Below are 15795 nucleotides of genomic sequence, written 5' to 3'. Positions count from 1 at the left end.
TAAATGTTTAAAAATAAAAATAATGGAATCAAAAATGTTAAAGAGCAGTATTGACAAATCCACCGGATTTGAGAAACGATTTGAGAACATTAACACCGTAGTTTTTGAGAACTCGACAGTAGCTTCGGCTGCCGTTGCTCAGGAAATAGCGTCACTTATAAAATCAAAGCAGGAAAATAACGAAGCTTGTATTTTGGGACTGGCAACAGGATCTTCGCCAAAAGGTTTGTATGCCGAATTGGTTCGTTTGCACAAAGAAGAAGGATTGAGTTTTAAAAACGTGATTTCTTTCAATTTGGACGAATATTACCCGATGGAACCGGATTCAATTAACAGTTATGTTCGATTCATGAAGGAATTGCTGTTTGACCAAGTGGATATCCTTCCAGAAAATGTGCATATTCCCGATGGAACTTTATCCAAAGAAGAGATTGCGGAATTTTGTGCCAATTATGAAGCAAAGATTGAGGCTTTGGGCGGAATCGATTTGCAGATTCTCGGAATTGGAGGAAACGGGCATATCGGATTCAACGAATCGGGGTCTTTGCAGAATTCCAAAACAAGATTGGTGGCTTTGGACCACATCACAAGAGTGGCTGCCAGCGGAGATTTCCTTGGACTAAACAATACTCCAAGAACGGCCATCACGCTGGGAGTTAAAAAAATTATGGAAGCCAAACAAGTCATTTTGATGGCTTGGGGAGTTGGAAAATCCAATATTATTAAGGCTTCCGCCGAAGGGCAGGTAACCAATTTAGTTCCGGCTTCGTTTTTGCAAGAACATAAAAATGCGGTTTTTGTTTTAGACAAAGAAGCTTCTTCCAAATTAACGAGAATCAACACGCCTTGGTTAGTGGAAAAAGTGGTTTGGACCGACAAATTAATCCGAAAAGCGGTTTTGGGATTGGCACTTCATTTGAAAAAACCAATCTTGATGCTTACCGATGCCGATTATATCGAAAACGGAATGAGCGATTTATTGGCTGATTCGGGTCCAGCTTATGATATCAACATTAAAATATTCAACAAACTGCAAAATACCATCACCGGATGGCCGGGAGGAAAACCCAACGCCGATGATGCCAACAGACCCGAAAGAGCCGAACCTGCGAAAAAAAGAGTGCTCCTTTTCAGTCCACATCCCGATGACGATATCATCAGTATGGGAGGAACTTTCATGAGATTACAGGAACAGGGACATGAAGTGCATGTGGCGTATCAAACCTCTGGAAACATAGCAGTGGCCGATGATGAAGCGCTTCGTTTTGCGAATTTTGTGATTGATTATAATGAAAAATTCGGTATCAAAAGTGCCGAGGCAGACACTATTTACAAAAAAGCGGAAACTTTCCTTAGAAACAAAAAAACCAGTGAAATTGATATTCCTGAAGTAAGATATATTAAAGGTTTAATCCGAAAAGGAGAAGCCCGTGCCACGAGCCATTTCGTAGGTTTGCCAGACAGTCAGATTCACTTTATGGAACTTCCTTTCTACGAAACAGGGGCGATTGAGAAAAATCCTATTGGCGAGGAAGATATTCTCATTACGATGGATTTGATTGAAAAGATTAAACCGCACCAGATTTATGCCGCAGGAGATTTGGCCGATCCACACGGAACTCACAAAGTGTGTCTGGACGCCATTTTTGAGGCAACCAAACGACTTAAACCAAAAGATTTTATGAAAGACTGCTGGTTGTGGCTCTACCGAGGTGCTTGGCAGGAATGGGGAATTGACGAGATTGAAATGGCCGTTCCGATGAGTCCGGATCAAGTGCTGGCAAAACGTCACGGAATCTTCAAACACCAATCCCAAAAAGACGGTGTAGTATTCCAAGGAACTGATTCAAGGGAATTCTGGCAAAGAGCCGAAGACAGAAACAAGGAAACTGCCCAGTTCTACAAACAGCTCGGCCTTGCGACTTATGCCGCAATGGAAGCTTTTGTGAGATGGGAATATTAAAAGAAAAAAATAATTAATTAAAAATATTAAATTATGGTTAGATCATTTTTCTTTGCGCTGCTTTTGTGTAGCACATTATCTTTCGCTCAGGAAGTAAACATTATTCCTCAGCCGGTACAGCTTACAAGAAATGAAGGTAGCTTTGTGATTAACTCACAAACGAGTTTGGTTGTTTCAAGTGATAAGGACAAACAAACAGCCGACTATCTGAATAAATATTTATCCGATCATTACGGTTTTAAATTACCGATTGTAAAAAAAGCAAATAAAAATTTTGTCACGTTAAAAAGCGGTAAAAGTACTGATGGTATAAAAGCAGAAGCATATACATTAAAATCAAACGGAAAAGGAGTTGAAATTAATGGTAATTCTGAAATTGGAACTTTCTACGGAATGCAAACATTGATTCAGTTGTTACCTGTTGAAAAAAGTACTAGTCTGAAAATAGCATCGGTAGATATTAAAGACGAACCTCGTTTTGCTTACAGAGGAGCTATGCTTGATGTAGGGCGTCATTTTTTTCCAGTTGCTTTCGTTAAGAAATACATCGATTATTTGGCTTTGCATAAAATGAATTATTTCCATTGGCACTTAACCGAAGATCAAGGGTGGAGAATCGAAATTAAAAAATATCCTAAATTGACTGAGATTGGTTCTAAGAGAAACGGAACCATTATAGGCCATGCACCAGGTACAGGAAGTGATAATACTCCCGAAGGTGGTTTTTATACACAGGAAGAAGTCAAAGATATTGTTAAGTATGCCTCGGATCGTTTTATAACGGTAATCCCCGAAATCGAAATGCCTGGACATAGTAGTGCTGCAATTGCGGCTTATCCGGAGTTGAGTTGTTTCCCTCAGGAGAAAACACAACTTTCTGATAAAATAATTTCAGACAAAAGTAAAGAAGAATTAGCAAACGGGAGAACCAAATTAGTTCAGGAAACTTGGGGTGTTTTTACGGATGTATATGCTCCAACCGAATATACATTCAAATTTTTGCAGGACGTTATCGACGAAGTGGTAACTTTGTTTCCTTCAAAATACATTCATGTAGGTGGCGATGAATCTCCAAAAGACGCTTGGAAAAGAAGTGAATTTTGTCAAAATATGATAAAAGAAAAAGGCTTGAAAGATGAACATGAATTGCAAAGTTATTTTATCCAGCGTATGGAGAAATACATCAATTCAAAAGGAAAAACATTGATAGGATGGGATGAAATTCTCGAAGGAGGTTTGGCACCAAATGCGATTGTAATGAGTTGGAGGGGAGAAAAGGGAGGAATTACTGCAGCCAAAGACAAACACCAGGTGATTATGACACCAGGAAGTCATGTTTATTTGGATCACTCTCAAACTAAAAATGACAAAGAACTTACCATTGGGGGCTTTACAAACTTGGAAAAAATTTACAGTTATGAACCAGTTCCAAAAGAATTAACTGCCGATGAAGCCAAATATGTTATGGGAGCTCAAGGAAACGTTTGGACAGAATACATGCAAACTCCTGCGAAAGTAGAATACATGATTTTCCCACGTTTAAGCGCTTTAAGCGAAGTATTATGGTCTCCAAAAGAAAATAGAGACTGGTCACAATTCCAAACAAAAATTGAGACACAGAAAAAAAGATATACTTTGTGGGGAGCTAACTTCTTTATCGAATATCAAACTGTTTTGACAAAACCTATGAATAATTAATGATTTTTCGATTTTAATTTACCTTGATGCTTTTCAAAAAAGCGATTAAGTTTGAAAATAAGGGTAGACTTTTTAATTAAGTTAACCCTTATTTTTTTATCATTATATCATTTGAAATTTTACCTAGATTAAACGAAAAGAGACTATCAGATGGTAGTCTCTTTGGTTTTTAGTAAACGAATTAATTATTATTGCTGTAGGATCAACAATAGTTATTAAGTATTAATATCAAATTTTATATGATATTTTTGCATGATAATATTTAGGAAGAAAAGATGATAGAAATAAATAAAGAACAGTCATTTAAAATAGAAGATGTATTATTTTCTTTTGCTCTGGAATCTGAAGCTGCGAATGTTTTTGAAAACTGTAGTACACTTATAACAGGAATCGGAAAGGTGAATGCAGCCTATGAATTGACAAAAAAAATACAACAAAAGAGACCTTCATTGATTGTTAATCTGGGGTCGGCAGGAAGTAACTTTTTTCAAAAAGGCGATGTGATTTGCTGTACTAAATTCATACAAAGAGATATGGATGTGCGTGGTTTAGGTTTTCAGCAATATGAAACACCACTTTCCGGACTGCCTACGGTTTTGGAACATGGCTTAAAAATGGATGTACTTAAAGAAGGAATCTGTGGAACTGGTGACAGTTTTGAAATGGCGCATTCAGAAGTCTTGTACAATGTTGTAGATATGGAAGCTTATGCATTGGCAATGATTGCAATGAAAGAGAATATTCCGTTTTTATGCTTAAAATATATTTCAGATGGTGCCGATGATAATGCTGCCGAAGATTGGGCGGTTCAAGTTCATAAAGCCGCCGAAGCCTACGGAAAAATTTTAAAAATAAATCAGAAAGAATGATTTCTGAACTACCCATTTATCTGAAAACTGCGTAAATGTACCTGACTTTGCGCAGTTTTTTTTTTTTTCTAAGGTTTAATAGTCAAAAATAGTTGGTAAAATACTGTAAAGCGTTATAAAATATAACACTCCTAAGGAGCTTAGTGAACGTGACTGTAATTGCTATAATAAAGGCTAAATATTACTGCTTAATAAGAATTCGTTTTTAGGTTAGTAAATCAATAATCGTTTTCTGGAAATCAGAATTTTATGTTTTAAATAAAGCTCGACTCCAATGTTTAATTTTTTTCTTCAGTAAAAAAAAGCATTAATTTTTTTTAAAGTTTAATCCTCTAAAAAATTGTAATTTTTGTTTAAGTGTAATGATTATTTAATTGTAAATTAAACACTTATTTTAAATTTTCAAGTAATTCATCTTACTGTCTGATTTTGAATTAAGATAAATTTACTACAAAAAATATTTTTTTTAAATTTTTTTGTGCTCGAGAACATTTTTTTACTGTGTTCGAACACAATTTTTACTTTTTTTCTTGTTTAATAAAAATATTATATATAGTTTAGCTATGTAATCATAAAATTAATTTAAAGAAATCAAAAATTAGGGTTAAAAAAAGCTACATTTCATTATTTGTATTTCAGTAATAAATCATTGTTTATTTTATTAATACTGGAATTTTCTCTATAGAATTGTGAAGATGAAAAAATTTTTTGAATGATTTTTGATGTGTTTTTTTTCTTAAAAAACTAAAACGATTTAATAAAAACTAAAACGATTGAATATTTAAAAATGAAAAAAAATTAGGAGAGTTGTTTTCATTTCATTCTTTTGATTTTTTATATGCTTAATTAGGTTGTCGACAAAGAATTACATAAATAGAAATAAATAAATAAAATTTGAACAAACAATTAACATGGTAATAAGTGGGTGATAACCTAAGTCCGCTCTAAAATAAATTTCAAAAACTATAATACTAACCAAAAATCTAAATAAAGATGAGAAAACAAAGCGATTAACCTGATGATGTATATTTGGATTATACAAAAAAATCGAGAGATGTAGGATATCTCCCGATTTACAAGTCTTCCAAATGATCTAGCAGTGCGATTTCAGAAAGATGGGCAAATATTGCAAAACATCTTCTGAGAGTGGATTTTACTAAAGTTTAAATTTCTAAAAACAATATTTATGCATTATAATAAGAAAATCATTTTTATGATGGTGGCATTGCTTGCTCTAAACTCAAACGCTTTTTCTAACGATATGGCGATGAATGTAAAAAGAGCTGCAATTAAGAAAACCATCGATGAGCAGAAATTAAAAAAAGTGACTGGAGTTATTACCGATGAAAAAGGTGTGCCAGTTGCAGGTGCTACAGTCGCTGTACAAGGGACTACAAATGCAGTACTTACTGATATGGATGGGGGCTTCACTATAGAAGCACCGGAAGACAGTGTGTTAGTAATTTCGTATATTGGTTTTACAACACAAACGGTACCGGTTAAAGGTAAGACTTCAATAAATGTTAAACTGGCTCAAGGTATTAAAAATCTAGACGAAGTAATTGTTACTGGGTATGCTTCTCAAGCCAAGAAAAACATCACGGGTTCTGTAGTAACAATGAAAGTATCAGACGATTTGAGAATGGCTGCTACTACTTCTGCAGGTAACCTTCTTCAGGGGCGTCTTGCTGGGGTTGTTGTTGGTTCTACAAGTGGTGTTCCTGGTTCACAGCCATCAATTTCGATAAGAAAAAATTCATCTTCTACTAGTCAACCTGTTCTATACGTAATTGACGGTATTGTCAAAGGTAGTGGTGATTTTAACAATTTATCGCCAAATGAGATTGAAACAATGACGGTGTTGAAGGATGCGGCTGCAGCTTCAATCTATGGTGCTCGTTCTGCTGGAGGTGTAATACTTGTTACAACAAAAAGAGGAGAAGCAGGTAAAATGAGAATTGACTATTCTTATAGTTATGGTCAAGATTCTCGTACCAAATCTGCAGACCGAACTTCGGCTGTTGAATTAGGTTTACTTTCAAATAGAATGGTTCCTGTTGGCGATTGGAGATATCACACTCCTGAGGATTTAGCTTATCTTCAAACTATTAACAATGGTTGGGGATACGATCAATTGGATGAAATATGGACAAATCCAACGTTGAAAACACAAAACTTTAGCGTAAGTGGCGGAAGTGACAAAGTGAAATATTTTGCAGGTTTGTCTAATGTGAAGCAAACAACATTTGTTAAGGCTTATGGGTATAATAAAACAAATGCACGTTTTAATACTACTGCCAATATCACAAAGGATTTACAGTTTTTTGCAGGTATCGGATTTCAAGAGCAAGATACAGACACAGATACATTTGAAGGACCAGAAGCTGCTTATAGAAAACTAAACGTTTGGCAACCATGGCAACCGGTATATACCAAAGGCGGTCAATATATTGATTATGGTTGGATTGCAAACGTAGGTGCCGAATCTAATAGAGAAGGTGGTTATACTAAAACAAACAACTTTAAACCAGATGTAAATATTAATTTGAGTTACAAAATTCCCGGTGTTGAGGGATTAAAAGTAAAAGCATCATATGCAAAAAGTTGGGTAAACAATCATTACAGAGCCTATAGAAAATTCTATTCAATGGCTGTAATGCCGATGAATGCAACGGGACGTATCATATCAACAGATGATTCTCAAATTTTAAGATATAAAAATAACACTTCGATCAGTTTTCCATCTCTTAGAAAAAATGCAAGTTGGGCAGATGACCATCAAATAAATTTCCAAGCCAATTATGACCACAATTTTGGTAAACATTCCGTTCAAGGAGTATTAGGGTATGAGGCTGCCGAAGCTGAAAATGATGGAGTAAATGGATACAGAGAAAAAGTTCCTTTGTATCTTACGGACCAATGGTGGGCATTTAGTGGTTCGAGAGCTGATACGGATGCTGGTGGACCTAATAGTGCTAAAACGGGTCGTAAGTCGGTTTACGGACAAGCGAATTATAGTTATGATGGTAAATATTTGGCTACTTTCGTATTCCGTGAAGATGGATCGATGAATTTTGCAAAAACAGAACGTTGGGGATTCTTCCCTTCAGTTTCTGTGGGTTGGGTACTTTCTGAAGAAAATTTCTTTAGTAATTTAAAAGACCATGTTCAAAGAGTAAAATTGCGGGCTTCAGGAGGACTTACAGGTAATGACAGAGTAGGAACTGGTTTAGAATATCAATGGCAACAAACTTTTGCATTAGGTAGTACTGCCTATTTTGGAGAAACACCTGCTCCATCTCCAGGGGTGAGATACGGAAGTATTGTAAATCCAAACCTTACATGGGAGAAAACTAAGGATTATAATGTTGGTATCGATATAGATTTCCTTAAACATTGGAATACAACCTTTGAGTATTACTGGCGTGATACTTATGATATTTTGGCTCCAAGAATAGCGAGTGTTCCTACTTCTTTTAGTAGAACTCTTCCGCAAGAAAATTATGGTGAAATTAAAGCCCAAGGTTTTGATTTCAGCCTTGGATATAGAAACAGTTGGAATAAATTGAACTATTATGCAACGTTAACAGTAAACCGTGGTTCAAATAAAGTTATAACTCAAGATTATGCTACAAATGCATTACCAATTAATATACCAGTAGGAAAATCTTTAGATAGAATTGTAGGATTTGAAACAGAACCAATTATTCGTACACAAGCAGATTTGAATGCATTTAATGCGGCACACCCTGGTTATAAAGTAGACGGATGGGTGCCATTCTTGGGGATGTTGCCAATCAAAGATATTAGTGGTCCAACTGGTAAGCCTGATAATATCATTGATGATTATGATAAAGTAGATTTAGTTAAAGATAATACGCCAACAAACTATGGCCTGAATTTTGGAGGAGATTTTAAAGGATTTTCTCTTGATGTAGTATTCTCAGGTAGTACAGGGTCGGTAAAATCTTGGCAGGAGATCAATGGTGGAGTAGAATGGAACCGTATGTACAAAGGTTGGTATGATGATAGCTGGACTCCAGAAAACCCGAATGCTACATTGCCTAAAATTTGGGCTCAAGAAGGTGCAAATTCTACGACTAACAAACTTTCTAATTACTGGTTGAAAAAGAATGATTATATAAGATTATCATACTTAAACTTTGGATATGACTTTGCAGAATTATCTCATATTAAAGGAATAAACAACTTAAAATTATACGCTACCGGTTCAAATTTATTTGTATTGGGTAATTTTACTAAGTATTGGGATCCTCAAGGAAGTGCTTTTAGTTATCCAATCATGAAATCATTCAGTATAGGTTTAAACGTTGGGTTTTAATTAATGTAAAATGAAAAGTAATAATAAAAATATTATGAAAAAGACTAAGATAAATTACTTAAAGTTTCTATTGGCAGGCTTGACATTAGCTTTGTCTGTAGGTTCTTGTCAATTGGATTATGAAAACACAGCTGCTATTAATCCAGACAACGTATGGAAAGATCCGGTAATGATTAAAGCGTATGTGTCTGATATCCATGGGGGAATGATGCCGGGCTGGCCAATTAGTGGAAACAGTTCTGATGAAGCTAGCAATGGTCAGGGGCAAATGGGTAATTATTTGCGTGGTATTATTGATGTAAATTCAACTGCTGCAGGTACATTTAATTATTCCAATATCGATAAGATTAATTATTTCTTGTCTCAAATAACAACTGTTCCAGAATCTGTAATGACACAATCCGATAAAGATAAGCTAGTTGGACAGATGTTGTTCTGGAGAGCTTGGGATTATTTTGGTAAAGTTACACAAGTTGGAGGAGTACCTTTGATTACTAAAGTGCAAAATATTGAAGACAAAGCCTCTCTGTTTGTTCCTAGAAACAAAACATCAGAATGTATGGCTCAAATCATTGCCGATTTAGATGAAGCTATTGCAAAATTGCCTTCAACATGGTCCGGTGCTGATTATGGAAGAATTGATAAGTGCGCCGCCGCTGCCATGAAAGGAAAAGTATTGATGTGGTGGGCGAGTCCATTGTTCAACCCAACCAATGATCAAACACGTTGGGCAAATGCTTATACAGCTACCAAAACAGCTGTCGATATTTGTGTAGCTGCCGGTAAAGGATTACGTCCAAAATTTGCAGACATCTGGAATGTGGAGAGAAACCAAGAGGTAATCATGGTGAATCAATTTTATAATTCTGATCACACTTTTAATAATAATTCAGTGCGTCCTGGGTGTATTTCTAAAGATGCTGCAGATAATAATATGCCTTATTTACCACTAATTACTGCATTTTCTAAAAAAGATGGTACGCCACTTGTATTCGATCCTGCACAGGCTGGTAATGATACCTATAACCAACAGTTTTTGACTGATATGTACACGAATCTTGATGATCGTTTCTATGCAACTGTTTTTGCTCCAGGTACAGTATATCCAGGTATTGAAAGTACAGCAGGATTGTTGAAAGGCGGACAGCGTTTATGGACTTCTTGGGAAGATAATGGTCCAAATTATACAGTTTCCATGATTAATAAACAATTTAGTGGAACTGCTGGGAATACTTCTCCTATTGGATTTTATGCCAAAAAGGGTATTGATCCAAATGTTGATAGAAATACCTATAATTTAGCGGGTATGGACTGGGTTGAAATCCGTTTTGCCGAAGTATTGATGAATTATGGAGAATGTGCCAATGAAACTGGTAAAACAGCTGAAGCCATCACTGTATTGAAACAAATTAGAGCTAGAGCGGGTGTAACTGGAGTAAACAATGGTATTACGGCTACTACTCAGGCAGAAGTTAGAGCTAATTATATTACTGAACGTTTTGCTGAGTTTGCTCTTGAAAACAAACGTTTTGGAGATTTGAGAAGATGGAAACGTTTTGATATTTTAAATGCTCGTGGAGCAAGACAAGGAATAAAAATTGTTATCAAAGACAATTCATTGCTTACCGGTTTCGATTGGACACAAGATATGGCTACTGCAACAACTCGTGCAAAATTCAAAGCGGTTTATATTCCTAGTATTGATTTAGATGCCAATACCTATAAATTCAATTTGGACTTGAATCACTGGTTCTATCCAATCAATAAAACGGATATAGACAGAAACTCTAAAATTGAACAAAATAACGAGTGGGGAGGTACATTCGACCCATTGAAATAATGAATTTTAAACATATTAATAATTTACTAGATAAATTTATGAATATGTTGATCAGTAACTAAATTGGTTAGTTTTTTTTGTTTTGGACACTGAATCTGCTAAGTCTGCACTCCTGTGATAGGGGGGCAGATCACGCAGATTCGGTGTATTTTTCAGATAGAGAAAGTTAAATTTTAATAAAAATCAAGGCATTGTTTCGAAATGTTTTTTAGCTTTCAACACTTGAATTATTTGGAGTTTCTACCAAAGAAGTATTCAAAAAAGATACAATTGCTTAAGAGTAGTCATTGTATGTTTTTTGAAAAATCAGATTTTGAAATTTCAAGAGATTTCTATGTTAAAAGGTTATAAAAAAAACAATTAAGAATTACAAATAAAAAATAAAAGATGAATATAAAGCTTAAATTAGGTTCATTGTCCTTACTGTTGTTTACTGTTGTTGGACAATTAACAGCCCAAAATCAAACCAATGAAGTCAACGATTTTTTAAAAGATTTGAAAGGTTCATTCAAACCAGTTTTAAATGAATACAAAGGAACTGATTTGCAATCGTCCCAATCTATTGAAAAGGGGATTTTGAAACTGAATGGTAACGATTGGAAATGTAGCGTAACGACTTCAAATGCGAAACCCGAAGTGATTGATTTGAAAGTTGCTTTTCAATTGCAAAGTGAATCAGCCAAAGAAACAGCAGTTGTGGCAAATTTTGATTTCAGTCAATGGGACACCAAAAATTATGTAATGATTCCGTCGATTATTTACAATGGGAATCGCTATAGAACAATTGGGAATGGCTATATGCCAGAATATCCAAAAGATATGTACTACAATCCTGATGCTCCTTTGACTTTTTCGAATGACCCTCAATTGTCGCCAGATCCATCAAAACCATCATTGATTGATTTGCAAACAGGAAACATGGCAACACCGGCCGTTTGTTTTTATTCACCCACCTTGAAAAAAGGATTCATTTTACTTACCGAACAACAAACTCGCTTTGGAAATTCGGGGATTTCGATTCGTGAAAATGCGGATCGTTCGGTTGCTTCGATTCAGGTAAGTGCTCCTTCGGTAAGAAAATTGCGTACCGGATTTGGTGATTTTGCGCCAAGCGGAGACAAAGCGGCCGATTGGAAAAAGGGGGACGAAGTGACTTTGAATTTTAAATTGTATTCTTTTCCAGCAAATTCGATTCCGGATTTGTTGAAAAAATTCATGGAAGTTAGAAAAGCTTTGACAGGAGCAAACAATCCGAGAAATCTGGTGCCTATGAGTAAACAATTCGAATTGGGAACCGGAATTACATCAACACGTTGGGTTGAAGTTCCCGTTGGGAAATATTATGCTCCTGAAAATGGAAACGATTTTCAGTTGGGTTGGGTGAGCGGTATGATGAATACGTTCCCGATGCTGATGTTGAATGACGCAAAAGAAAGAGAAAGAGTAGGAATCGAATTTGATTTCATAATTGATAAACTGCAAGGAAAGAGTGGATATTTCTATGGAGGAATCACGGCCGCCGGAAAAATACGCCCAGAAAGACAACATGCAGATTTTCCAAAAGTGCAGGCTATGGTGCGCAAAAACTGTGATGCTTTGCTTTGGATGACTAAACATTTGATGTTGTACAAAGAATTGGGTTATGGGAAGGAAATTAAACCAAAATGGGAAGAAGCGACCAAAAAATTAGCTCAGGCTTTTGTAAACACTTGGAAAAAAGACGGTCAATTTGGTCAATATATTGTTCCGGAAACAGGAGAAGTTGCAGTTTTTAACTCAACCGCAGGGGCGATTGCGCCAGCTGGTTTAGCTGTAGCCTCGGTCTATTTTGGGAATAAAGAATTTTTGGAAGCGGCCAAAGCATCGGCAGCGTATTATTATAAAAGAGATGTTGAAAAGCAAGGGTTGACAACGGGACATTGTGGCGATATTTCGCAAGATGCCGACTCAGAATCTTGTTTCGGATTTTTGGAATCTTTGATGGCTTTGTACAATGTAACCAAAGATGGGCAATGGTTGGAGAGAGCCAAAGTTCAGGCTGCTTTGTGTTCTTCTTGGGCATTTTCATACGACCCAATTTTTCCGGCTCAAAGTCAAATAGGGAAAAACAAATCAAATATGGCAGGAGCTATTTGGGCTAGTACACAAAATAAACATGCCGCACCGGGGATTTGTACTGCTTCAGGCGATTATCTCTTCAAATTGTATCGTGCAACAGGAGATTCAAAATATGCTGAATTAATCAGAGATATTCAACACGCCAATGTTGAAGCCATGGATATGCCAGACCATAGAACTACAAATCATGGCATTGGAACAGAAATGGAACGTATCCAACTTTCGGATGCCGAAGGCAAAGGAACAATTGGGAATTTTTATAATACGCGAAACTCTTGGTGCGAAACCAACGGGGTTTTTATGGCATTAGAACTTCCTGGTGTTTATGTACAAACAGATACAAATAAATTATTTGTATTTGACCATGTTGAAGCTCAATGGCTGAAAGATAATAAAGTCATTATATTGGAAAATAAAACAACCCACGATGCCAAAGTGGCTGTTTTTGCCGAAACTTCAAAACAAGCCCAAACACCTATGAGTTATGTTGCTTTTGCAAAATGGCCAAAAGTAGAAGTAAAAGCAGGTCAAAAAGTAATCGTTAACCTCAATAGTGACGGAACTGTGAAGTCTGTTCTCAAGGGGGACATGGGAGGAAAAAAATAATAAATAATGTGAATCAAGGGTTAAAATATAATACTGTCATTCTTCTGATTAGACCTAACAGGTTTTTAAAACCTGTTAGGTCTCCACTGGAAATCAAAAAGTTGTATACCCAACCCTTGATTTATATAAGCAATAATAATCTTACATAAATGAAACGAATTTTAATACTAATAGCTTTTGTTCTATGTCAAAGTGGATATTCAAATGATATCACTTTGAAGAACAAATTTTCATCGATTTCCGTAAATGAAAAGGGATTTGTCACGAGTATAAAAGACATTAAAACAAATAAAGAGTATTGTGCCAAAACACAGAAATCTCCCTTAATGAGTCTTTATATTTGGTCAAAAAGACAACAGTTGGATCCAATTGCGGCAAAATACAACACAACAGCTGGACAATTTGTCTTGACCTACGATAACGGAACCATTGCAACAGTAAAGGCAAATTCAAAAGGAAATTATTTTCGTTTTGAACTCATCGATATAAAAAATCGTGGTGAAGTTGATAATATCATTTGGGGGCCTTATCGCACTACCATTTCTAAAACAATAGGTGAAATCATCGGAGTAGTTCGTGATGGGACTTTTGCTTTTGGTGCTTTTAGTTTAAATGATAATACGACTGCGGGAATTCCAGTGGATAATGATTTGTATGATATGTATTATTATATACATACGCCAGATGCTAAAAAATATCCTGTGCCTGAAAATTTGAAAGAAGGACAACGACTTTCACTTGGTGGTGCGGGTCACAGTGATATTGATTTTTATTCGAAACCAGAAGAATATTATCGAATTAATTATGGTAACGCAGCTGTTTACAAACCGGAATTCGGTGCCGAAATTGCATATCATGCTAGAGACAGAAGAAAAGAGCATACGATTTTTTATTCGTTAATGCCTTTGTTTCCAATTAATAAGAGACATCATCAAGTGGTTGAAGGTTTGAAAGATGTCGATTTGTTACATTCAGCAGTAGCATTGTATGCTTGTCCAGATAATTTAGGATTAACTGTTTTGGAAGATATTGTAAAACAGGAAAATATGCCTTATATAACAAATACAAAAGGAAAATGGATTAAAGATTTTTCTGCTTACAGTCCTGATATTGCTTGGAGTGGTGTGCATGATAGTTTGGTGAGTTATGCAAAGCAGATTGGATTTAAAGGTATTCAAGATGAAGGACAAGGAGGAGGATATGCCGAATATTATTATAATCCAGGCGACCGTTTTGGTGGAATGAAAGGGAAGTTTAAAGACGGAAAAACGATGGAAATCCGAAAATTTGGAGCTTCATTAAAAAAAGAAGGTTTGCAATATGGAGTTCATACTTTGTGCGAATTTACTCAAGGGCATAGTTCGATGGTGACTCCAGTTCCAAATAAAAATTTAGCCAAATTATTCAGCGTAAAATTAGATAAAGATATCACAGCAAAAGACACTATTATCACGGTAAAAGATACCATGTATTTGAACGAAAAAGGCGGATGGCATCACGAAAAATTTAACGTATTGATGATTGGTGATGAATTGATTACTTACAAAGGAGTTACAAAAAGTCGTCCTTTTACATTAACAGGTGTAGAACGCGGTGCATACAAAACTTTTATGTTGCAGCATAAACAAGGGGATGATATTTCAAAAATGCAACCAACTTGTTACGGCACATTTATTCCAAATATGGAACTTCAGGATGAATACGGGAAAGGGTATGCTAATTTGTTAGCCGAAACCTCTATGGATTATGTTGATTTTGACGGATTGGAAAGCTGTATGTATCAAGGGCATGGCGAATATTCATTCAAACGATTTTTTAGAAGTTTATTCGAGCAATCAAAGAAAAATGGCGTTGATTACCTGCGTGTTATGGGCTCTTGTGTGTTTGAAGGGAATTGGTTATACATGAGTACTTGCAATATTGGAGGAGGAAACCACATGTTTAATCCCGAGACCGGAAAATGGGGGATAGAAGGAAAAGACATGCGATATGTTTTTCATGGCAATTATATGCCTGCGACTTTTGGTATACAAAGCTTTCCAAAAAATGAGGAAGTAGCGCATAATTTGCAATGTAAAGCAATTGGATGGGATTCGCAATACATGCTTGGAATGAGTCAGGATGCCGTTGAGAAAAATGCTGATAAATACAAAATTTTCAAAGCCATCAAATCGTGGCAAACTGCTCGCGAGGCTAATGTATTCACAAATAAACATAAAGAAAATTTTCAAAGCACTAGCGATAAATTCAAAATTGAACAAACAAGCCCAACAACTTGGACGCTTTATACTCAAAAAGAAGGGAAAGGACAATGGATTGCTGAGAAATTATCGGCTAAAAAATAATTTAGATAACTAAA

At 35.8% G+C, this 15795-nt stretch carries 7 protein-coding genes; all 7 read left to right on the top strand.

The features are described 5' to 3' along the window. The first annotated feature begins 34 nt into the window (after positions 1-34). A complete protein-coding gene (gene nagB, locus EM308_RS14220; protein WP_035639606.1) occupies positions 35-1963 on the top strand; it encodes a glucosamine-6-phosphate deaminase in 1929 nt (642 codons plus the stop codon). A 33-nt stretch (positions 1964-1996) separates the two neighbouring features. Further along, on the top strand, positions 1997-3661 hold the full coding sequence (locus EM308_RS14215) for a beta-N-acetylhexosaminidase (RefSeq protein ID WP_051877870.1): 1665 nt from the start codon (positions 1997-1999) through the stop codon (positions 3659-3661). A 275-nt stretch (positions 3662-3936) separates the two neighbouring features. Then, positions 3937-4530 (top strand): 5'-methylthioadenosine/S-adenosylhomocysteine nucleosidase family protein, encoded by a 594-nt coding sequence (locus EM308_RS14210; RefSeq protein WP_156101377.1) that lies wholly within the window; start codon positions 3937-3939, stop codon positions 4528-4530. A gap of 1186 nt (positions 4531-5716) precedes the next feature. Continuing rightward, entirely contained in the window at positions 5717-8872 is a 3156-nt protein-coding gene (locus EM308_RS14205) for a SusC/RagA family TonB-linked outer membrane protein (protein WP_035636657.1), read from the top strand. 34 nt (positions 8873-8906) lie between these two features. Further along, positions 8907-10712 (top strand): RagB/SusD family nutrient uptake outer membrane protein, encoded by a 1806-nt coding sequence (locus EM308_RS14200; protein ID WP_035636695.1) that lies wholly within the window; start codon positions 8907-8909, stop codon positions 10710-10712. A gap of 387 nt (positions 10713-11099) precedes the next feature. Then, entirely contained in the window at positions 11100-13436 is a 2337-nt protein-coding gene (locus EM308_RS14195; protein ID WP_051877752.1) for a hypothetical protein, read from the top strand. A gap of 149 nt (positions 13437-13585) precedes the next feature. After that, positions 13586-15781 carry a hypothetical protein gene (locus tag EM308_RS14190; RefSeq protein WP_035636660.1) on the top strand — a complete coding sequence of 732 codons (2196 nt, stop codon included), beginning with the start codon at positions 13586-13588 and terminating at the stop codon, positions 15779-15781. Positions 15782-15795: the final 14 nt, after the last annotated feature.

Source organism: Flavobacterium gilvum (assembly GCF_001761465.1).
Taxonomy (GTDB): domain Bacteria; phylum Bacteroidota; class Bacteroidia; order Flavobacteriales; family Flavobacteriaceae; genus Flavobacterium; species Flavobacterium gilvum.
This window is presented reverse-complemented; position numbering and strand designations above follow the sequence as displayed.